Origin of the sequence: Arcobacter roscoffensis (genome assembly GCF_024267655.1) — a bacterium.
Classification (GTDB): domain Bacteria; phylum Campylobacterota; class Campylobacteria; order Campylobacterales; family Arcobacteraceae; genus Arcobacter_B; species Arcobacter_B roscoffensis.
Genome location: NZ_CP100595.1, coordinates 2,111,413 through 2,133,492, shown reverse-complemented (window position 1 = coordinate 2,133,492; position 22,080 = coordinate 2,111,413). Strand labels below are relative to the sequence as shown.

Here is a 22,080-nt window from a genome sequence, read left to right as displayed (position 1 = left end):
CAAAGGCTAAACTCTTGAAACTTTTTTGCGATGGTAGTGTAAATCCACAAATGAAAATAGGATTTGGGGCTTATTTTATTTTAGATGAAAATATTCAAAATCAAAATATAAAAACAAAAAAGTTTGAAAATACATCTTCTACAAAACTTGAATTAGAAGTTTTATTATGGGCTTTAAAAGATATGAATATAGAAGAAAAAATTCAAGTATATACAGATTGCCAAAATATTTTAAGCCTATTAAATAGAAGAGAAAAACTTGAAAAAAACAACTTTAGAACATCAACAAATAAAATAGTTAAAAATGAGCTTTTATATAAAGAGTTTTATTTTTTATTAGATAAATATGAAATAGAGTTTATAAAAGTAAAAGGTCATAAAAAAAGTAGTTTGAAAGATGAAATAGATAAAGCTTTTAATTTAGTAGATAAAGCTTCACGAAATACATTAAGAGAGTTTATAAAAGGAGAAAATGAATGATTATATATATACATGGATTTGCAAGTAGTGGTTATGGTGCTAAAGCTCAAAAGTTTGTAGAGTATTTTGAAGATGAGATAATCACACCAAGTTTATCAAATATTCCAAATTTAGCTATTAATACTTTAGAACAAATAATAGAAGCTTTTTTAAGAAAAGGTGAAAAAGTAAGTCTAATTGGCTCTTCTTTAGGAGGTTTTTACTCAATTTATTTAGCTAATAAATATGATTTAAAAGCAGTTCTTATAAATCCAGCTGTAAATCCAATGGATACCTTAAATAGATATGAAGAAGTGGAAATGGTACAAAATTATTATGATAGTAGTAGCTTTGAGTTTACACATGAACATATTTCATCTTTAGAAAACTATGATGTTTATGAATTAAAAAATCCAAATAATTTTATGACTTTATTACAAGCTGAGGATGAAGTATTAGATTATGAAGAAGCAGTGGAAAAGCTAGAAGAAACAAATCTTGAAATAGAAGAGGGTGGGAGTCACTCTTTTGAAGGAATAGAGAGATATTTTAGAAAAATAGATAGTTTTTTTAATAATTAAAGAGAGAATTCTCTTTAATTATCTTCAGGTGTGTAGATTTCATCTAATAAGCTATCTACAAAAGCATCTGGACTAAATTCTATTAAGTCATCTTGTTTCTCACCAACTCCAACAAAGAAGATAGGTAATTCAAGTTGATTAGAGATAGAGAATAATGCTCCACCTTTTGCAGTTCCATCAAGTTTTGTAACGATAATACCATCAACTCCAACGATTTCATTGAAGGCTTTTGCTTGTGCAATTGCTGTATTACCTTGTGTACCATCTAAAATCATAAGTTTTTGATGAGGTGCTCCCTCATATGCTTTATTACAAACTTTTACTATTTTTTTAAGCTCATTATTTAGGTTTGTTTGTGTTTGTAATCTTCCTGCTGTATCAATAATTACATTATCAATATCTCTAGCAGTTGCTGAAGATATAGTATCATAAGCTACTGCACTTGCATCATGACCTTGTTTTGTTTTAATAATTGGCACATCTAATTTATCTGCCCAAGTTGAAAGTTGCTCAATTGCTGCTGCTCTAAATGTATCTCCAGCACCTAAAATTACTGATTTACCTTCTTTCTTAGATTTATTAGCAAGTTTTGCAATAGTTGTAGTTTTACCTGCACCATTTACACCTATGATTAATCTTACAAAAGGTTTTGGTAGGTTTGATAAGTCAACATCAGGGGCATGTTCAAATAACATTACTAATCTATGTCTTAACTGCTTTCTTGTGATTTCTTCTGGTAAACCATCCATTGCTTTTTCAATAATTTCATATTCCATATCTGCTTCAATTAGCATCTCTTCGATGTCTTCAAAAGCGATTTTTTCTTGTTTTTGAGGTATAACAGATTTAATATTTCCAAAGGTTTTTTCTAAAGCTCTTGAGAAGAAACCTTTTTTCTCTTCATTTTTAGGCTCTTCTTTTTTTACTTCTTCTTGAACTTCTTGTATTTTTGCCTCTTCTTGAATTACTTCATTTTTAGGTTCTTCTTTTACAATAAGCTCTTCTTTGATTGTTTCTTCTTTAATTTCTTCTTGTACAGATATTTCTTCTATCTTAGACTCTTCTTGTACAGGAACTTCTTGCTCTTTTATCTCTTCTTGAACTTCTGGAAGCTGTTGTTCTTCTTCTTTTTTAGGTTCTTCTTTTTTCTTTTTTTTAAAAAAACTAAACATTAATTACCTTCTACTTTTTTAATAATCTATTTATATCTAATTCCATCATTTCAACAGGAACAATACCTATGTACTTTTGAAAAACATCACCATTTTTATCTAACATAAACATTGTTGGGATTGATTTTATAGGACCAATTTTATCTGCTAGTTTAAAATTATCTTCTGTATTTGTTACATCATAATTTATATTGAACTTATTTGAAAACTCTACTATTTCTTCATTTGATTTGTTTTTTTCAAGTAAAACAGAGATTACTTTAAAATCCCCTTGATATTTTTCTTGTAAAGTTATTAAATTTGGAATTTCTGCTTTACAAGGAGGACACCATGTTGCAAAGAAGTTTAATAGTACAATTTTATTAGGATACTCTTTTATTTTATACTTATTATCATCATTTATTATTGTTATAGTTTTATTATCTATTGTAGTTAAACTTATCTCATTTGACTTTTTAATTACTGTTTCTTCTTGTGTAACATCTGTTGTTTTTTTATCTTCAGAACTACATCCAGTAAAGAATAAAATAGATAAAATAGACAAAAATGCCAAGGTTTTAAACTGCATTTTAATTCCTTTGGGTAAAATTATTTGTTGGGTTAGAATTCTACCCAAGTGAGGCTTAAATATGAATGTAAATCACAAAAGTGATTTTAGGAAATCGTGTATAAAAAAATTAGAGTTTTCGAGTCGTTTTTCAAAGTTTTATAAAGACAAAATAATTATTAAAAAGTTAGAAAACTTAATAGATAAGAGTAAAGCAAAAAATATATTATTGTATATACCTTTAGGAACAGAGGTTGATACAAAACCTTTAATAAATAAATTAAGAAAAAATAAAAACAAAAATATTTATGTTCCTTTTATGTATGAAGATAGTTTTAAAATTGTTAAGTATAGATTACCGTTACATAGGAAAAAGTTTGGAATAAAAGAGCCAAATAATTCTTTTTATAAAGCACAAAAAATTGATATGGCTATAATTCCTATTGTTGGGGTTGATATTATAGGTAAACGTATTGGTTTTGGTAAAGGTATGTATGATAGATTTTTTGACAGACTTGGTTATAAACCTATTCTAGTCTTTACTCAATTAACACTTTGTAAAAGCGATGAAATACTTTCAGAAAAACACGATATTCAAGCAGATTATATAATTACTAGTTAAGGTTTAAAAAATGGAATATATTATCGTAGGGGGAGTTGTAGCACTTTTAAGTTCTGCAATTAGTATTTTTGTAGTAAGAAAAATTGATAAAGCTAAACTTCAAGTTTTCATAGAACAAGCAAAAGCAAAAGCAAAAGTTATTGAACATGAGGCGGAAGTTGCTTTAAAAGAAGCACAGTTAAAAGCTAAAACTGACTGTGATAGAGAGTTTAAAAATGCAAGGAGAGATTATGATTCTATGCTTGCAAAAATTGAGAAAAAAGAAAAAGAGTTAAATGAGCATTTAGAAAAAGAGTTAAATGCAATAAAAGAAGAGAAGTCTCAGATTGTTGATAAAAACAACAAATTAAGTACTTTAAAAGAGGGACTTAAAAAGCAAAAGAAAACTTATGAAGAAAAAACAGCAGAAGCTATTAAGATTTTAGAAAATGCTTCAGGTCTTACAGAAGATGAAGCTACTGACTTAATGATTAAAAAAGTTAGAGAAGATTCAAGAGGTAAAATCGCTTCAATTTTTAGAAAAAAATATAAGTTAGCCGAGCAAAATTGTAAAAATGAGATTAACAATATGTTATCACATGCTGTTACAAGGTATGCAGGTGAATTTGCAGCTGAGAGACTTATTAATAATATTCCTATAAATGATGAAGAAACTAAGGGTAAGATTATTGGTAAAGAAGGAAGAAATATTAAAGCCCTTGAGATGTTAATGGGTGTGGATATTATTATTGATGATACTCCTAATACTATTACTATTTCTTCTTTTAATCTTTATAGAAGAGCAGTTGCTACAAAGACTATTAAAGAGTTATTAGAAGATGGAAGAATCCAACCTGCAAGAATTGAAGAAGTTTACAAAAATGTAAAAGTAGAGTTTGATAGAAATATTCATAAAGAGGGTGAAGATGTAATTCTTGAATTAGGAATTAAATCTATGCATCCAGAGCTTGTAAAACTTGTTGGAAAACTAAGATATAGAGCTTCTTATGGTCAAAATGCACTTGCTCATACTTTAGAAGTTGCTCATCTTTCAGGATTATTAGCTGCTCAAATGGGTGGAGATGCTATTTTAGCAAGACGTGCAGGCCTTTTACATGATATTGGAAAAGCATTAACTCATGAAATGCCAGGTTCACATGTGCATTTAGGGGCTGAAATTTGTAGAAGATATGATGAATGTGCTACTGTAATCAATGGAATTTATGCTCACCATGGACATGAAGAGCCTATAAACGTAGAAAGTGCAGCAGTTTGTGCAGCTGATGCTCTAAGTGCCGCAAGACCAGGTGCTAGAAGAGAAGTACTTGAAAGCTTCCTAAAAAGAGTTGAAGAGGTTGAAAAAATTTCTACATCAAAAACAGGTGTATTAAATGCATATGCAATTAATGCAGGTAGAGAAGTTAGAGTTATTGTTCAAGCCGAGCTTGTAAATGATGATGAAGCAGTTATCTTAGCTACTGAAATTGCCCAAGAGATTGAAGAAAAAGTTCAATATCCAGGTGAGATTAAAGTAAATGTTATTAGAGAACTAAGAGCTGAATCATACGCTAGATAAATTTAAAGATAAAGAAGAATATGAAAAAGAATAAACCAACGACTAAAATTATTGCAGGAAAATACAAAGGGAAGGTTTTAGAACTACCTTCTTTAGAAATTACTAGAAGTTCAAAGGCAAGACTAAAAGAGTCATTATTTAATGTATTACAATTTGATATAATTGATAAGATTTTTGTTGAATCTTTTGCGGGTTCTGGCTCTATTGGTTTAGAGGCTTTAAGTAGGGATGCAAGAAGATCATATTTTGTAGAGTTAGATAGAAACTCTTACAATATTTTAGTGAGAAACTGTAAATCACTTGATATGAACTCATGTCAAACTATGCAAGGTGACACTTTTGTTCAAACGCCAACTATTTTAAATAGTTTAAAAAACTCAGAAGATGAGATTGTCTTATATGTTGATCCTCCATTTGATTATAGAGAGGGAATGGAAGAGATTTATAACAAATCTTTTAAAATGATAGAAGAGATTGAAAATGACAATATTTATATTGTAATAATTGAACATGTATCAACACTTGAAATGCCAGAAATTTTAGGTAAATTTAGTTTAGATAAAACTAAAAAGTTTGGTAAAAGTTCACTTTCATATTACACATATAAGGATGAGAACTAAGATATGTTTAAATGGGCTTTATATTTACTAATTACTACGATTTTATTAGTATTTTTATTGCCTTTTATTTATAGCGTATCTCCTTATGAATTAAACCCTGACAAAATCCTTCAAGCACCATCTTTAGAACATCTGTTTGGTACAGATAGACTTGGACGAGATGTTTTAGCAAGAATTTTAGAAGGTGGACAAACTTCACTAATTATTGGATTTCTAGCTGCAGCTATTTCTTCAATAATAGGACTTTTTATCGGTATTAATGCCGGCTATTTTAAGGGTAATATTGATAAATCTATTACTATAATAATTGATTTATTTCTAACATTCCCAACTTTCTTTTTGCTTTTAGCACTTGTTTCTTACATTCAAGCATCAGCACTTATTTTAATCATCGTAATATCAATTACTGGTTGGATGGGTATGGCAAGACTAATTAGAAGTGAAAGCTTTGCTATAAGTAACAGACCTTTTATAAAAATCTTAAAACTATCAAATGTTTCTACATTTAAGATTATTTTTAAATACTTTGCGCCATTATTAGCACCTATCTTTTTGATTTCATTTACATTTGGAGTAGGTGGGTCTATATTAGCTGAATCAGGACTTTCTTTTTTAGGACTTGGAATAAATCCTCCTGATATGTCATGGGGATCACTTCTTAGTGATGGAAAGGCTGTTATAGACATTGCTTGGTGGGTTAGTTTCTTTCCTGGACTTATGATTTTTATCATAACATTTTGTCTGATGCAAATATCAGATTATCTTCAATCAAAAGCAAATCAAAAAGAAATTCAGAAAACATAAAAAAATGCTATGTTTTTGTTATGTTTATATTTTATAATTTAAATGTTGAGTGAAGAACTCAACAAATCTAAAAGCACAAAGGGGTTAAGATGAAAAGGATAGCAGTTATTCTTGTGTCTCTTTATAGTTTGTCATTTGGTGTAGAGTATGATGAACTTCAAGGGAAAATGTTGTCACTATCATGTGCATCATGTCATGGTACAGATGGGAAGTCAGAAATGATTACTCCATATATAGCTGGAATGGGAAAGGCTAGTATGTATCAAACTTTACTTGATTATAAGTATGATAGGAAAGAAGGAACAATGATGCAAAAACATGCAAAAGGTTTCACTGACGCTGAGTTAGAACAAATAGCTTACTATTTTTCAAAAGTTAAGAGATAAAGGATAAGAGATGATGAATAGAAGAAATTTTAACAAATTACTTGTTGGTTCTATTGCTCTTTCTTTTACTGCTTGTAGTAGTCTTACAAGTGTATCTTTACCTAAAGATAAAAAAAGAGTTGTTATTGTAGGTGGTGGTTTTGGTGGTGCAACTACTGCAAAGTATCTTAAAAAATTTAGCCCTGAAACAGAAGTTATTTTGATTGAGCAAAATAAAGAGTATTATACTTGTCCATTTGGAAATACTGTAATAGCAGGTTTAAATGACATAGAGTATATTAAACATGATTATAAAACTTTAGAGAGTAAATATAAAGTTAAAGTTATTCATGCAAAAGTTAAAAAAGTTGATGGAGCTACAAATAGTGTAATCTTAGAAAATGGAGATGTAATTCCATATCATAGAGCTGTTGTATCTCCTGGAATTGATTTCAAATATGACAAAGGTTATGTAGAAGGTTCTGAAATGTATGCTCCTCATGCATATAAAGCTGGACCTCAAACTTCACTTTTAAGAGAACAACTTGAAGGTATGAAAGATGGTGGAACTTATGTGATGGTAGCACCACCAAATCCATTTAGATGTCCTCCTGGGCCTTATGAGCGAATCTCACTAGTAGCTCACTATTTAAAAACTCATAAACCAAACTCTAAGATTATTATCTTAGATCAAAAAAACAAGTTCTCTAAACAAGGATTATTCCAAGAAGGTTGGGAAAAACTTTATGGTGATATGATTGAATGGAGAAGTGCTGAGTTTGGAGGTAAGGTTTTAGAAGTAAATCCAAAAACTCTTGAATTAACTACAGAAGATGAAGTAGTTAAAGCTGATGTTTTAAATTATATTCCATCTCAAAAAGCAGGTCAGTTAGCCTTTGATTCTGGATTAACGCAAGGTGATTGGTGTCCTGTAAATACTAAAACTTTTGAATCAAGACTTGTAAAAAATGTACATGTTATTGGTGATGCTTCAATTGCTACAAAAATGCCAAAATCTGGATTCTCTGCAAATTCACAAGGTAAAATTGCTGCATTGCAAATTTCAAGACTTTTAAGAAAACAAGCAGTAGTTAATCCTCCAAAATTAGCTAATACTTGTTATAGTTTAATTGCTCCAAAATATGGTATCTCTGTAGCTGCTGTATATGAAGCACATGAAGATAAAATCGTAAAAGTTGCAGGTGCTGGTGGATTAAGTCCTATGAATGCTCCTATGTCTTTTAGAAATTTAGAAGCAGAATATGCTGTGGCTTGGTATCAAAACCAAATGGCAGACGTATTTAGATAAAACTAAAAAGAGAGAAATCTCTTTTTAGTAACAATTCTTGCTTATTTCTATATCTTTTAAATCTCTTAGTTTTTTTTCTTCATTATTTAATTGCATTCTTTTTGCAAGTGATACATTTTCAGTTTTATTATTTTTTAAATTATCAATAAACTTCTGAGTTTTTTCAATTTCAGCTCTTAAACTTTTGCAAGATAAGTATTGACCTGTAACTATTGATGAACTAATCTCTTTATAATTATTTGCCCAAGAAGTAGAAGATAATATAATAAGAAATATCATATATATGTTAATTATTTGTTTTTTCATGATTTTACTTTTTGTTTATTTTAACATACGGAAATGTATAAAATATGTTAAATTCTTTGATATAATGAATTTATAATATTTTAATGTACTTAGCGTTAAAATCAATTAAATAATATTTTATCAATTTTATAGGAAAATATATGCTTACTTTAAAGTACAAATTTATAATAGCAGTTTTATTACTGCATACATTTTATGTTTCACCAACTTTTGCAAGATCATGGAGTGAAATTAAAGAATCAGGTGTTTTAAAAATTGCAACTAGAGATATTTCATCTTTGGCTTATAACTCTAAGAGTAAAGACTATCCAGGCTTTTTACATGAAATGGCTTTAGCTTTTGCTCAAAAAAATAATTTAAAACTAGAGATTCATACTGTTGATTCATTTTCAGATTTTTGGAAAAAAGATGGTGAAATTCTTTTAAAAACTGAAAAATATGACACACCTGATATTTATGATAAGGTTGATATAGTAACCGAGGCATTTACAGTAACTCCCAAAAGAGAAAAATTAATATATATGAGTCCTTATATAGAAAATATAGAACTTTTCTTTGGAGATATTAATAAACCTATAAAAAATTATTATGATTTAATTGGTAAGAAAATATTACTTTATGAAAGTATGGCATTTTTAGATGTATTTAAAAAAGAACTTGAAAGAAGAAATATACCTTATAACATGGTTTATGTTCAAAAAGACAAAGATACAATAAAACCTAAAGAAAAATATGAAGTTAGAAATGACAAGGTAAATCTTTATGTTTTTCCTGTAAACGAAAAGTATGATGGTAAGCTTATTTATCACTATTTAGCTAATAAAACAATAGATGCTAGTATAAATGATAGTTTAGGAATTATTTTTAGACTTTTCTCAAATAGTTATTATAGTGAAAATATTAGACCTTATTTTCCTGTAAAAATCAACAAAACATTTTTGGCTTGGGGTATGGATCATAAAACAAAAGTTTTAAATAAAAAAGTAGATGACTTTATTAAAGAGTATAAACTTTCAAATGAATTTTCTAAAAAGTTAGAGTACTATACAGGTATGACACTAGAAAGTTATAATGATTTAGTTTCAAAAATAAAATAAAGTAGCTAATTGTGACGATTAAACATAAAATTCTTTTTGGTTTTATATTTGTATTTACTTTTGTATTTATTTTATCATCTTGGGCATATTATGTTCATTTTGATTCTGTTTTGATTAAGAACCAGAAACAACAAGCAAAAGTAGTAAATAAAACTTATATTGATTCATTAAGTTTAATTATAAATGACAATAAAGCACAGCTAAAAATACTCGAAAAAGATGGTGATATAGCTCTTGCGTATGATGACACTGAGTGGCTTTCTATAGTTGGAGTTGCTAAAACTAAAAAAAAATTTAAAGAAATATTTAAAACTCATCCCTACTTAAAATCGATGGTCTTTTATAAAGATAATAAGATATTAGTAAATGCAGTAAATAAAAATGATAATATCTCGGAGTTATTGATAAAGCATAGTTTTGATTTTAGTATTAGTAACTCAAAAGTAGTACTAATTACAAATCCAATACTTTTTTTACAAAATAAATTAAATGAAGATAAAATTTATAACATTAATCATCTTTATCTAAAATCAGAAGAAAAAGACTGGATTATTACAAAAGATAAATACTACTCTTTTGAAAAAAAAGATTTAGAATTAAACAATATTGTAAGTTTAGATGGTAAAAAATTTATCGCATCTACATGTAATAAAGTTCCCAAACTATCTTTTTGTCAAGTTGCATTAATACCTTATGACTATTATCATGATACTTTAAAGAATATGATTATAAATATCTTTTTGCTATATATTGCATTATTGATTATTACATCATTAGTGGCAAAATATTTATCAAATTTTATTATAAAACCGATAAATGCTTTAAAAGAAGCATCGACACAGTATGAAAATGATAAATTTATACCAATAACTACACATGGGAATGATGAAATAAGTGAAGCTATAGTTGCTTTTAATGCTATGGGTAAAAGGATTTCTAATTTTACTCATGAACTTCAAGGGGAAGTAGAGAAAAGAACAAAAGAGTTAAAAGATGCAAATAAAAAGTTAGAAAAGTTAGCTACAACTGACTCTTTAACTGGACTTTACAATAGAGCAAAAATAGATGAATTTTTAAATCAAGAGTTAAGTAGATTTAATAGATATGGTCATAATTTTTCTATTTTAATTTTAGACTTAGATGATTTTAAACTTTTAAATGATAACTTTGGTCATCAAGTAGGAGATATTGTTTTAAAAAGTTTTTCAAATATACTTCAAGAAAGCGTTAGAAAATCAGATATGATTGGACGTTGGGGTGGTGAAGAGTTTTTGATAGTACTACCTGAGACCAATCTAGATAATGCTATTCAAACTGCTAAAAAAATAGCTATGAACTTAAGAGAATATAACTTTGATTTTACAGATAAGAGTATTACTGCAAGTGTTGGTGTAGGAGAGTTTAGAGCAGATGATACAATAACAAGTCTATTTGCTAGAGTTGATAAAAATCTTTATAAAGCAAAAAAGCTAGGTAAAGATTTAGTTATTGGATAAGAATTATTAATTAAGTTTTGTATTGGAGATTTTTTGAATTATTTTAAATATATATTTTTAGGGATTATAGTTTTATTTACTGTTGGATGCTCTTCAAAAAATCAAGTTAGTTTTAATAAACAGCTTCAATCTATATCTTTAAATGAAACTATAATAGTAGCAAGACCTGCACAAACTGTAAAGTCACCTGTATCTTTAAATTTAGGTTTAGGTGGATACATATCAAAGCATGTGGGTATTCATGTGGGAAGTAGTGTAAGACCTGATATTAAAAATTCGGAGGGTTTAAATTTTCAAAGGGCTTTAGAAAAATTTGATATTTCCCTTGGAGATAAAATTAAAACTTCATTTAAAAGAAAAATGCGTGAGGATAGTTTTTATAAAAATAGATTTGTACCCTTTGGTTCTGATGCTATAATAAATCTTTATGTAAAAAAATATGAAATAGATGAGAACTTCTTTTCAAGAAATGCATATATGAAAATCTATATGCAAGTAAGAGTTGTAAATACAAATGGTCAAGAACTTTATACAGGTGAGCTAGTAAATGAAACAAATATATCTCAAAAAAGCTACAGACTTTCTGATGTTTTTGTAAATAAAAGGGCTTTTTTACAGCTTTTAGAAGCTTCTATAAACAACCTTGTTTACAAGCATATTGAAAGTATGAAACAAGATTAAAGACTATAAAATACTAATTTTTTGTAACTATATTGTAACTTTAAAGAAATTTAAGAGTATAATAATTGCTTTGATTTTTTATTAAAGGATTATTTTGACTAGTTTTTTTAAAACTTTTATACTAGTAGCTATTCTTCCTATAGCCTTACTAGCTGACACAAAAGATAATTCTGTTGCATTTGGAGCTATGACCTTACTTCCTCCTTTAGTTGCTATATTATTAGCATTTGTAACAAGAAATGTAATCTTTTCTTTATTTATGGGTATATTTACCGGAACTTTTATGGTAAATATTACAGGAGCGAATATTTTCGCAACTTTCTTTAACGCTTTAGTTGATATGTCATCAAAAATGGTTGGTTCACTTGCTGATTCATGGAATGCAGGTATTGTTCTTCAAGTTCTAACAATTGGTGGTATGATTGCAGTTATTACAAAAATGGGTGGTCCTAGAGCTATTGCTATTAAGCTTGCTGCACGTGCTAAAACTCCTGCTACTGCTCAACTATATACTTGGGTGATGGGATTTTTCATCTTCTTTGATGACTATGCAAACTCACTTGTTGTAGGTCCTATTATGAGACCTGTTACAGATAAGCTAAAAGTTGCTAGAGAAAAACTAGCATTTATTATTGACTCAACAGCTGCTCCTATTGCTGGACTTGCACTTATTTCTACTTGGGTTGGATATGAATTATCACTTATTAAAGATGCCTATGTTGCTATAGGTCAGCCTGAGGTAAATGCTTTTGCTGTTTTTGTTGAGACTCTTCCTTATAGATTTTATAATATTTTAATGCTTGCCTTTGTTTTCTTCACAGCTTTTACACTTAGAGATTTTGGTCCTATGTATGAAGCTTCAAAAAGAGCTTACGAAAAAGGTGAATTAACAAACCCTAAAACAGACAGTACTTTAATGAACCAAGAAAACTCTTTTATGATGCCAAAAGAGGGTGTTACTTATTCGATTTTTAATGCAATTATTCCTATTGCTGTACTTATTGTAGTTTCTATTGTAGGATTTTATGTAAATGGTGTTTCAGGACTTGAAGGTGAAGCTTTAAAGATTGTAGAAGCTGCTCCTTATTCATTTGCTGCTATTAGAGAGGCTTTTGGTGCTGCTGATGCTTCTATAGTTATTTTTGAGGCTGCATTATTAGCTTCACTTGTTGCTATTGGTATGGGTTTACAACAAAAGATTTTCTCACTGCATGAAGCAATTGAGACTTGGGTATATGGTGTAAAAGCTTTAGTTATTACAGCTGTTATTTTAATCCTTGCTTGGTCTTTATCTTCTGTGATGAAAGAGCTAGGAACTGCACAGTATCTTGTAACACTTTTATCAGATAGTACACCTCAATTTATTTTACCAACTGTGATTTTTATACTTGGTTCTATTATATCTTTCTCAACAGGAACATCTTATGGAACAATGGGAATTTTGATGCCTTTAACAATTCCTTTAGCAAATGCTGTTGGAATTCATACAGGTTTAGAAGGAAATGAACTTCATAGTTATATAGTATTAAATGTTGGAGCTGTATTAACGGGAGCTATTTTTGGAGATCACTGTTCTCCTATATCTGATACATCTATTTTATCATCGATGGCTTCATCTTGTAATCATATGGATCACATCGCTACGCAGTTACCTTATGCTTTATTTGTAGGTTCTGTTGCTATTATATGTGGATATATTCCAGCTGCATTTGGAGTGCCTGTATACTATTTACTGCCTCTTGGATTACTTGTAGTGTTCTTAGTGATAAGATTTTATGGGAAACCTTATATAACAAAATAAAAGAAGAGAAACTCTTCTTTTATATTCTATTTAAAAGCTTATCTAAAAGTCTTGTAGATAGAACTCTTTTGAAGAAGCCTAAGATATATGTAGCTTTTGTTACATAATATCTTGGCTTTGGATTATTTGACTTCATGATTTCTAAAATCACATTTGCTACTGATGTTGCTGGAAGATTAAAAGGAGTGTTGTCTTTTTCATTTTCAAGTCTTACTTTTAACTCTTTTTTATATGTATCTTTGAAAGAACTATTTTCTATATCAATGTTTTTATTGAATTTTTTTAGGGCATTTTCTCTAAACTTTGAAGTAACAGGTCCTGTATTTATAGATGAAATAAAAATATCAGTTCCCATAACTTCTTGTCTCATAGTATCAGCTAAACCTTCAATAGCATATTTTGAAGCATTGTAAGCACCTCTAAATTTAAGAGAGATTATTCCTAATACTGATGAGTGTTGTATAACTTTTCCGTAACCTTGAGATCTAAAAATCTTCATAGTTTGAAGTGTCACTTCATGAAGACCAAAGAAGTTTGTTTCAAACTGTTCTTTTAAGGCCTCTACGCTTACATCTTCAACTGCTCCTGGTTGACCATATCCTGCGTTGTTAAATACTGCATCTAGTTTTTTATCTTTGTCTAAAATATAATCTAAGGCTTGTGAGATTTCTTCTTTTTTTGTAACATCAATTTTAAGTGCCTCAAAGCCTAAGGCTTTTAGCATATTTACATCTTCTATTTGTCTTGCACTTGCATAGACTTTGTATCCATTGTCTTTAAGTGTTTTGGCTGTTTGAAGTCCTATTCCTGTGGAGCAGCCTGTTATTAAAATATTTTGCATTTTGTATCCTGTCTTATAAAGTATTCAATTTTAAAAAGCACATTATATCAAAATAAAATATTATTAGTTTTTATAGAAACCTTTGTATTTAGAGTATTGTAAATCTATATCTAAAATAAGACTCCATTTTATTGCAATTTTTTCAAAGAAGTCTGTTTTTTGTAAATCATAAAAAGCTTTTTGCCATCTTCTTACATCTTCTTTTGAAGTATCTTTTGAAAGCATTATATAGCTTGGGATTTCTTTGAATTCATATGAGGCTTTCAAAGAAGATACTTTGATTCCTGCTTTTTTTGCTATGAAAGCTGCTTCTATATTTGATGAGGTCCATAAATCAACTCTTTCTAACATTAGTTTCTTTATATTCTGTTCATGATTTGCAGTTTCATAAACCTCAAAACCTTTATCTTTAAAATATTTAGCTCTCCAATCACCTCTCATGGCAGCTATTTTTAAATCTTTTGATTTGATATCTAGTGAAGAGTTTATTGAGATATTTTTATTTAATTTTGAATAAAGAATATGCTTTTTAGTAATAACAGGCCCTATAAAATAAAAACCTTCTTGTATACGATGAGATGTTTTACCTGCTGTAAATAGAGCTATATTTGCATTGTTTTGAGCTATGTTATAAGCTCTTGCCCAAGTCATAAGCTCGATTTTGTTTTCTAGGTTGAGTTCTTCTTGAAGCTTTTTTACTATATCAACTGTAATACCTGTAATAATTTTATTTTTATCTAAATAGTTTGTAGGTGGTTCTTCATTTGTAAGTATTCTAAAACTATTTGCACTTGAAGAGTACGTGAAAAAAACAAATAAAAAAATGTATAAAAAAATAGATTTCATAATACTAATCCTAGCTATTAAAATATACTTAATAATACAATTATAATCCTTATTTTAAGGAAATTTTACATATAAAAATAATGGGAGTTTTAATACTCCCCCATGATTATCTGCTCTAAAGCTCTTTTTGGTACACAATGTGTGTCGTTTTTTTCTCTATAGTAGTTTGTATCAAAGTTTGTTGTATCAACTAATTTGATGTTTTCATCTTCAACTCCTATTGCTATACCTATCATAACATCTAGGTTATCAGGAATTACGAATAGATTTCGACATAAATGTTTATCTATAGATGCAAGAGGAGCTGTAGCTAAGCCTTTTGATTTAGCCGCTAAAGAAATAGCTGTAAATGAAGCTCCCGCATCAAACATAGGAAAACCATCTATCATTTGATCATTTAACATCAAGATAAAAGCACTTGGTCGCTCTTCTTCACTTTGTGACCAATCATCTAAATGGCTAGCCCAAGAAACACTTCTTGCTAGTTTTAGAACATCTTCTTTTTTTGTAACAAGGATGTATTTTATAGGTTGCATATTTTTAGCACTGGATGTAAGTCTTGCAATATCTAGTAGGTCTCTTAAATCTTCATTTGTAACTTTTGATTCTTTTTTGAATCTTCTTGTAGTTCTTGCATTTGTGACTAAACTCTTTAATTCATCATAATTCATTTTAAACTCTTTTTTTTAATTTCTTGATATTATACCAAATGAAAAAAACAGGTAGGATTATGCAAGATATAAAAGAGCTTTTAGATAAAGAAGTTTGTAGTAGAAATAGTAACTGTGAGTTATCATATGATAAACCAGACCCCCTTTTAGTGGCAAGTAGATACAAAGATGAATATATCATACTTCTATGTGCACTTTTTGCATATGGAAATGCAAGATTGATAGTGAAGTTTTTGGATTCGCTTGATTTTTCACTTCTTGATAAAAGTGAAGAGCAAATAGACAAAGCACTAGATGGATACTACTATAGGTTTCAAAATAGTGAAGATGTAAAAACAATCTTCAAGACTTTTAAAAAATTAAGACAAGAAGATAGTATGGAAAATATCTTTTATGAAGGCTACAAAAAAGAGAACAGTATCCTAGAAGGTTTAGATACACTAATCACAAAAATCCACCAAATAGCAAACTACAAATCCCAAGGCTTCACCTTCTTAGTATCAAGTCCTTTTAAAAGAGATAAACAAGGAAATATAAAACAAATAGGAAATGCCCCATACAAAAGATGGAATATGTTCCTTCGATGGATGGTAAGAAAAGATGAACTTGATATGGGACTATGGAAAAAAATAAACAAAAAAGACCTAATCCTACCACTAGATACCCACACTTTTAAAGTATCACAAAAACTAGGTTTACTTGATAGAAAAACCTATGATTTAAAATCTGCACTTCTAATAACTGAAAAACTAAAAGAGTTTGACTTAAGTGACCCTGTAAAGTATGATTTTGCGCTTTATCGGATTGGTCAGGAAAAGATGCTATAACTCTTTTAAATAGAGAATATATGACTGTATTAAAATAAAAAAGTACACTTCATATACGTTTTGGAGTTAAAATGAGAAAGAAAAATGCTAAAAGTTTTAATTCATTCTTTTGGAGAATATTTGGGGTTAACAAAAGAGTATTTCAGCCATCTGATATTTTTGATATTGAAAGAGATAAAACAGCTGATCGTCAACGATATGAAAGTTTTTTAATCGACATGAATATATTACCAATTGAGAAAAATAAGTTTGAGATGTTAGAACTTGCAATATTTCAACATGTTATGCATGAAGCTTCAAGAAAGAATGAAAATATAACATTCTATATTCAACAATTAAATTTAATAATATGTAATTATAAGATGATACTCAAAGTACCTCTTGGTATAAAAAATAAATATCTTTACAATATAAATGTTTTAGCATTTAATATAGCACTAATACTTGAGCATATGAAGTATAAGAAATATAATACTCATTATATTTAGTAAGTCATTACAATCTATGAGTTTAGAGCCATATTTAGATTTTGCAAAAGATAGATGTACCAAAATAGATAATATAGGACTACCAGAATCAATGTCTATTTAGTTAGAGACTGTAATAGAAAAAGTCTCTGAAAAACATAAACATAAAATTAAAGAAAAGGATGTATATACATATAGAAAAGATATTTCATATTGGTGAACTAAGAAAGAGTTAGCTAAATGGATTGATATGGAATCTGGAATAACCCCGAAATAGTAGACAGTTTTTTAGGTTTAAATCAACTTTTAAATGCAGATGTTCAAACTTTGAGAAATAAATTATTAACTGAAAAGTTAGAGGTACTAAATAATATGCAGGATGAACATAAACGTATGGATAGTTTATTAACAAGGTTATCTGATTATTTAAATTGTGATGATACATTATTAGATATTGAAAACAATGTTAAACAAGTTTTAGAAATTAAGGATAATAAAAATAGTAGAAGGAGTAAACTATAATTTTATTTTACTTAGGTAATTAAATAAGATTATCAAGATTACTTAGAGTTTTATTCCAGTAGTCATAGTCATTAAAATTATATATTATAGTTCAAAAATCAGTTTCAAACTAAGAGAAAGTTTATAAGGTAGTGTTTTTATAGGTAAAACCTTATTAGTTATAGAAAAGCACCAAAGTTAATATTAGATATAATCTTTTTTATATTGTATTGGATTGGAAAATAATGAGTGAAGAACAAAAAAAAATACTAGAAGAAAAACTTTGGGCTATAGCAAATATCCTTAGAGGAAAAATGACAGCAGATGATTATAAGGATTATATATTAGGGTTTATTTTTTATAAATATTTATCAGAAAAAATTGAGATTTTTATAAATACTGATCTTTTAGGTGCGGATGACTTTGAGTTTGCAAATATTGACGAGTCTTTTGAGGACTATGAAGAACTACTTAATGACTTACAAAAAGATACGGTTGAAGAGCTTGGGTATTTTTTAAAGCCTAATGAACTTTTTTCTAATATTGCAAAAAAAGGTAATAATGAATCAAAAGAAGAATCAAATTTTATTTTAGATGATTTAGAAACTATTTTAAAAAATATTGAGTCTTCTACAATGGGAACAGGTTCACAAGAGGACTATGAAAATCTTTTTGAGGATTTAGACCTTACTTCTTCAAAACTTGGGAAAAGTGAAAAACAAAAGAATGAACTTATTTCAAAAGTTTTAGCAAAACTTGATGAGATAGATTTTAAACTTCAAGATACAAAGTCTGATGTCTTGGGTGATGCATATGAGTATTTGATTGGTAAGTTTGCAAGTGGTGCAGGGAAAACAGCAGGTGAATTTTATACTCCTCAAGAAGTTTCTACTCTTTTGGCTGAATTAGTTACAAGTAAAAGAAAAAATATAGCTTCAATTTATGACCCAACTTGTGGTTCTGGTTCACTTTTGCTTAGAGTTGCAAAAGTATTACCAAAAGACCAACACCCTAAATTTTATGGACAAGAACTTACACGAACAACATATAACCTTGCTCGTATGAATATGATACTTCATGGTGTACACTATCGTGATTTTGATATAAAAAATGAAGATACTTTAGAACATCCACAACATAAAGATATGCAATTTGAGGCAATCGTTGCTAATCCTCCATTTTCAGCTCATTGGTCAGCAAGGGAGCTGTTTTTAAGTGATGATAGGTTTTCACATTATGGAAAACTAGCACCTAAAACAAAAGCGGACTTTGCCTTCGTACAACATATGATACATCATTTGGCAGACAATGGAACTATGGCGGTAGTACTTCCCCATGGAGCACTTTATAGAGGTAATGCTGAAGCACATATACGAAAGTATATGATAGAAGATAGGAATTATATTGATGCTATTATAGGACTTCCAGCAAATATATTTTTTGGGACACCTATACCTACTAGTATAATGGTACTTAAAAAATGTAGGGAAAACCCAAATGATATAATGTTTATATATGCTGCAAATGAAGAAGAAAATTGCAAAAAAGAGAATAATAAACAAAAGCTACTTAATACTGCTATAGAAGAGATAATCACAACTTACAAAGCAAGAGAAAATAAAGATAAATATTCTTATAAAGCTTCATTAGAAGAAATACGAAAAAATGATTATAATTTAAATATTCCAAGATATGTTGATATATTTGAAGATGAGGAAGAAATAAAGTTAGAAGAGGTATCTGCAGAAATTGAAAAATATGAAAATAGTATGAATGATACAGATAAAATACTGCAGGACTTATGTGATGAATTAGAGATTGCTTTACCATTTATAAGGTTAAAAGATGAGTAATATCCCCCAAGAAAGGTTTAAAGGTTTTGATGATGAATGGATTGAAAAAAGTTATGGTGATATATATAACTTTTATTCAACAAACTCTTTATCTAGAGAAAAATTAAATTATGAAAAAGGGGAGATATATAATATTCACTATGGAGATATACATACAAAATTTTCAACAACTTTTGATATTGAAAAAGAGGAAGTTCCCTATATAAATAGTGATATTGATACATCAAGAATAAAAGATGAAAGTTATTGTCAAATTGGGGATTTAATTATAGCAGATGCTTCAGAAGATTATAAAGATATTGGGAAAACTATTGAGATAGTTAATTTAGATTCTAAAAAGCTTCTTGCAGGACTTCATACTTTTTTAGCTAGACCTGAAAAACTTGATATTGCACTTGGCTTTATGGGATATATGCTTCAGTCATGGAAAGCAAGAAAGCAAATTATGAGAGAAGCACAAGGAACAAAAGTATTAGGACTTTCAATGGGAAGATTATCAAAAGTTAAATTATATATTCCATCTGATAAAGAAGAGCAAGAAAAAATAGCATTATTTTTGGAAAGTATAGATAAAAAAATAGAGCAATTATCTAATATGGATGAATTATTAAATGAATACAAAAAAGGTGCTATTCAAAAAATATTTAATCAAGAGATTAGATTTAAAAAAGATGATGGAAGTAAATTTGCTAACTGGAAAAGCATGAAATTTCTGGATTTATTTGATAATTTTGGAGGTACTTCTTTAGAAAAATATATAAATAAAAATGGGAAATATAATATTGTCTCTATTGGAAACTATACAAAAGATGGTAAATATATTGATAATCAACAAAAGATTGATTTAAATGAAAAAAGCAAAACTAAACTATTAAATAAAAATGATTTAGTTATGGTCTTAAATGACAAAACTTCTACAGGAGATATAATTGGTTCATCAATCTTAATAGATGAAGATAATAAGTATATTTACAATCAAAGAAGTGAAAGGTTAATTTGTAAAAAAACTATTAACCCTTTATTTGCTTGGCATTTATTAAATTCTAATAAAGTTAGAAAAAGAGTATTTTCTTTATCTCAAGGAGGTACTCAAATTTATGTAAACTTTCCATCTATTAAAAAGATGGAATTATTAATTCCTCATATTGATGAACAATCAAAAATAGCAAATTTTTTATCGTTAATAGATAAAAAAATGGAAAATAATCAAAATATACTAGAACAAACAAAAGAGTTTAAAAAAGGATTATTACAAAGGATGTTTGTATGACAATTATGAAAATAGAAGAATCAGAATTAACAAATATTGCCCAAGAAGATTTTGAACTATTTATAAATAAAATTATCAAAGATAAAAAATATTTTTATTGGACACAAGAGTATTTTAAAAGAATGGAAGGCGTTGAGTTTAAATATTATGAGATTTTTAATGAATTAAAAGACGATATAAATGATAGAGGAAAACAAATATTTCTAAATGATGGTTCTTTTAGTATAAAAAAGAGTTCTCTTAGAAATGAGTTAGACTTTACAAATATATCAAAATATATTATAGGTTTTAATAAACACTCTGAATATTTAAAAGAGTATATTCTTTTTAGAATATTAGATGAAGCTTATCAGTCAATAGATGAAGAAGAACAAAAAGAAAATAAAGAACATTATAAAAAACTTCTAAAGAATCAAAAAACTAATTTTATATTTTCATGTTTAAAGTACTACATAGAAGAGGATAAAGCATTTTATTTTGATGGGTTTAATAAGTTCGGTAGTTTTAGTAATCATAGAGAATTTCTAAATGAATTTAATAATAAAATAAATGATAAATTAAAAAATAGAATAAATAATTTATGGCTTAATAAAAACTTTGAACACAATATGGACTTTGTATTTCATTTTTCTGATAATGATGACAAAGAGGAATTGAGATATGCACTTGAAAATTTAGGTAAAAGTAATGTAGAAAAAAATAAACTCTATTTTAGGGGGCAGGCTTATTCTAATTGGATGCTAAGACCTAGTATTGCAAGAACTAAAAACCTTTTAAATAATGAAAATGATCTTTTTCATAAGATTTTAGCACTAAAACCAAATGACTTTAAGAATGATCATACTGATTATGAAAGACTTATTACTATGCAACACTATGGACTACCTACAAGACTATTAGATGTTACTCGAAATCCTTTGATTGCTTTATATTTTGCTTGTAACAATTTAGCTCGAGCAGAAGAGGATGGCTTGGTTTATATCTTTGAAGAGAACCTTCAACATATTTTTTTAAACCCTGATGATAAAAGAGTAAAAGATTTGACAGACATTGTAAAGCAAAATATTAGTTCAATTAGAACAGAAGGAAAAGAGTTTTTAAATAAAAATCATTTTATTAGAGGTATTGCTAAAAATAAAAGAATAGATAATCAAAGTGGAGATTTTATTTTTGTAGGTATTGATAAAGTAGAAGGCACTGAAGAGATTAAACATTCAAAAGAAAATAAAGATGTGGAGAGTTTTGTATCTAAGTATTTAGTAATAGATTATGATGTTAAGAAGTCTTTACTTGATGATTTAGAAGTGATGAATATACATGGTGGTTCAGTTTACCCAGAGCTAGGTGGAATGAGTAACTATTTAGTTCATAAATATGAAGATTAAAAAGG

General features: G+C 28.2%; 24 protein-coding genes. 18 read left to right on the top strand and 6 right to left on the bottom strand.

What is annotated here, in order from left to right; all coding sequences use genetic code 11:
- Window positions 1-14 precede the first annotated feature (14 nt).
- Together NJU99_RS10065 and NJU99_RS10060 are read left to right on the top strand one after the other, a co-directional pair.
- Entirely contained in the window at window positions 15-479 is a 465-nt protein-coding gene (locus NJU99_RS10065; protein ID WP_254575790.1) for an RNase H family protein, read from the top strand.
- On the top strand, window positions 476-1,039 hold the full coding sequence (locus NJU99_RS10060; protein ID WP_254575789.1) for a YqiA/YcfP family alpha/beta fold hydrolase: 564 nt from the start codon (window positions 476-478) through the stop codon (window positions 1,037-1,039). Before NJU99_RS10065 ends, NJU99_RS10060 begins: the two co-directional genes overlap by 4 nt.
- A 14-nt stretch (window positions 1,040-1,053) precedes the next feature.
- On the opposite strand, the gene ftsY is transcribed toward NJU99_RS10060, so the two are convergent.
- Window positions 1,054-1,986 (bottom strand): signal recognition particle-docking protein FtsY, encoded by a 933-nt coding sequence (gene ftsY / locus NJU99_RS10055; protein ID WP_429726355.1) that lies wholly within the window; start codon window positions 1,984-1,986, stop codon window positions 1,054-1,056.
- Between the two features lie 235 nt (window positions 1,987-2,221).
- Window positions 2,222-2,779: a TlpA family protein disulfide reductase gene (locus tag NJU99_RS10050; protein WP_254575788.1), complete on the bottom strand. Its 558-nt coding sequence runs from the start codon at window positions 2,777-2,779 to the stop codon at window positions 2,222-2,224.
- Between the two features lie 61 nt (window positions 2,780-2,840).
- Between NJU99_RS10050 and NJU99_RS10045 the strand changes: the two genes are divergently transcribed.
- The 6 genes from NJU99_RS10045 to NJU99_RS10020 all read left to right on the top strand — a co-directional run bounded on the left by NJU99_RS10045 (window position 2,841) and on the right by NJU99_RS10020 (window position 8,033).
- Window positions 2,841-3,380: a 5-formyltetrahydrofolate cyclo-ligase gene (locus tag NJU99_RS10045; RefSeq protein ID WP_254575787.1), complete on the top strand. Its 540-nt coding sequence runs from the start codon at window positions 2,841-2,843 to the stop codon at window positions 3,378-3,380.
- Between the two features lie 10 nt (window positions 3,381-3,390).
- On the top strand, window positions 3,391-4,935 hold the full coding sequence (rny, locus tag NJU99_RS10040) for a ribonuclease Y (RefSeq protein ID WP_254575786.1): 1,545 nt from the start codon (window positions 3,391-3,393) through the stop codon (window positions 4,933-4,935).
- Window positions 4,936-4,955: 20 nt separating this feature from the next.
- Entirely contained in the window at window positions 4,956-5,555 is a 600-nt protein-coding gene (gene rsmD / locus NJU99_RS10035; RefSeq protein ID WP_254575785.1) for a 16S rRNA (guanine(966)-N(2))-methyltransferase RsmD, read from the top strand.
- Window positions 5,556-5,558: 3 nt separating this feature from the next.
- Window positions 5,559-6,359 carry an ABC transporter permease gene (locus tag NJU99_RS10030; protein ID WP_254575784.1) on the top strand — a complete coding sequence of 267 codons (801 nt, stop codon included), beginning with the start codon at window positions 5,559-5,561 and terminating at the stop codon, window positions 6,357-6,359.
- Window positions 6,360-6,448: 89 nt separating this feature from the next.
- Entirely contained in the window at window positions 6,449-6,745 is a 297-nt protein-coding gene (locus NJU99_RS10025) for a c-type cytochrome (RefSeq protein ID WP_254575783.1), read from the top strand.
- Window positions 6,746-6,758: 13 nt separating this feature from the next.
- Window positions 6,759-8,033 (top strand): NAD(P)/FAD-dependent oxidoreductase, encoded by a 1,275-nt coding sequence (locus NJU99_RS10020; RefSeq protein ID WP_254575782.1) that lies wholly within the window; start codon window positions 6,759-6,761, stop codon window positions 8,031-8,033.
- A gap of 24 nt (window positions 8,034-8,057) precedes the next feature.
- Here NJU99_RS10020 and NJU99_RS10015 read toward each other — a convergent pair whose 3' ends face one another.
- Window positions 8,058-8,339, bottom strand: a complete 282-nt coding sequence (locus NJU99_RS10015) for a hypothetical protein (protein WP_254575781.1) — start codon at window positions 8,337-8,339, stop codon at window positions 8,058-8,060.
- Window positions 8,340-8,479: 140 nt separating this feature from the next.
- Between NJU99_RS10015 and NJU99_RS10010 the strand changes: the two genes are divergently transcribed.
- From NJU99_RS10010 to NJU99_RS09995, 4 genes are all read left to right on the top strand, one after another.
- Window positions 8,480-9,436, top strand: a complete 957-nt coding sequence (locus NJU99_RS10010; protein ID WP_254575780.1) for a transglycosylase SLT domain-containing protein — start codon at window positions 8,480-8,482, stop codon at window positions 9,434-9,436.
- A gap of 11 nt (window positions 9,437-9,447) precedes the next feature.
- On the top strand, window positions 9,448-10,932 hold the full coding sequence (locus NJU99_RS10005) for a diguanylate cyclase (RefSeq protein WP_254575779.1): 1,485 nt from the start codon (window positions 9,448-9,450) through the stop codon (window positions 10,930-10,932).
- 33 nt (window positions 10,933-10,965) lie between these two features.
- The gene (locus NJU99_RS10000) at window positions 10,966-11,613 is read left to right on the top strand and encodes a hypothetical protein (protein WP_254575778.1); all 648 of its coding nucleotides are present in this window, start codon (window positions 10,966-10,968) and stop codon (window positions 11,611-11,613) included.
- A 94-nt stretch (window positions 11,614-11,707) separates the two neighbouring features.
- Entirely contained in the window at window positions 11,708-13,414 is a 1,707-nt protein-coding gene (locus NJU99_RS09995) for a Na+/H+ antiporter NhaC family protein (protein ID WP_346731808.1), read from the top strand.
- Window positions 13,415-13,433: 19 nt separating this feature from the next.
- Here the strand turns inward: NJU99_RS09995 and NJU99_RS09990 are convergent, their stop codons facing one another.
- From NJU99_RS09990 to NJU99_RS09980, 3 genes are all read right to left on the bottom strand, one after another.
- Window positions 13,434-14,255, bottom strand: a complete 822-nt coding sequence (locus tag NJU99_RS09990; RefSeq protein WP_254575777.1) for an SDR family NAD(P)-dependent oxidoreductase — start codon at window positions 14,253-14,255, stop codon at window positions 13,434-13,436.
- Window positions 14,256-14,318: 63 nt separating this feature from the next.
- Entirely contained in the window at window positions 14,319-15,101 is a 783-nt protein-coding gene (locus NJU99_RS09985; protein WP_254575776.1) for a substrate-binding periplasmic protein, read from the bottom strand.
- A gap of 89 nt (window positions 15,102-15,190) precedes the next feature.
- The gene (locus tag NJU99_RS09980; RefSeq protein WP_254575775.1) at window positions 15,191-15,772 is read right to left on the bottom strand and encodes a nitroreductase family protein; all 582 of its coding nucleotides are present in this window, start codon (window positions 15,770-15,772) and stop codon (window positions 15,191-15,193) included.
- A 59-nt stretch (window positions 15,773-15,831) separates the two neighbouring features.
- On the opposite strand from NJU99_RS09980, the gene NJU99_RS09975 reads away from it, so the two are divergent.
- From NJU99_RS09975 to NJU99_RS09950, 6 genes are all read left to right on the top strand, one after another.
- A complete protein-coding gene (locus NJU99_RS09975; protein ID WP_254575774.1) occupies window positions 15,832-16,599 on the top strand; it encodes a TIGR02757 family protein in 768 nt (255 codons plus the stop codon).
- Between the two features lie 71 nt (window positions 16,600-16,670).
- Window positions 16,671-17,087 (top strand): hypothetical protein, encoded by a 417-nt coding sequence (locus NJU99_RS09970; protein ID WP_254575773.1) that lies wholly within the window; start codon window positions 16,671-16,673, stop codon window positions 17,085-17,087.
- A gap of 351 nt (window positions 17,088-17,438) precedes the next feature.
- Window positions 17,439-17,588, top strand: coding sequence for a hypothetical protein (locus NJU99_RS09965; RefSeq protein ID WP_254575772.1), 150 nt, complete (start codon window positions 17,439-17,441; stop codon window positions 17,586-17,588).
- Between the two features lie 224 nt (window positions 17,589-17,812).
- Window positions 17,813-19,420, top strand: coding sequence for a type I restriction-modification system subunit M (locus NJU99_RS09960; protein ID WP_254575771.1), 1,608 nt, complete (start codon window positions 17,813-17,815; stop codon window positions 19,418-19,420).
- Window positions 19,413-20,690 carry a restriction endonuclease subunit S gene (locus NJU99_RS09955; protein ID WP_254575770.1) on the top strand — a complete coding sequence of 426 codons (1,278 nt, stop codon included), beginning with the start codon at window positions 19,413-19,415 and terminating at the stop codon, window positions 20,688-20,690. Before NJU99_RS09960 ends, NJU99_RS09955 begins: the two co-directional genes overlap by 8 nt.
- Entirely contained in the window at window positions 20,687-22,075 is a 1,389-nt protein-coding gene (locus NJU99_RS09950) for an FRG domain-containing protein (RefSeq protein WP_254575769.1), read from the top strand. Before NJU99_RS09955 ends, NJU99_RS09950 begins: the two co-directional genes overlap by 4 nt.
- The last annotated feature ends 5 nt before the right edge of the window (window positions 22,076-22,080 follow it).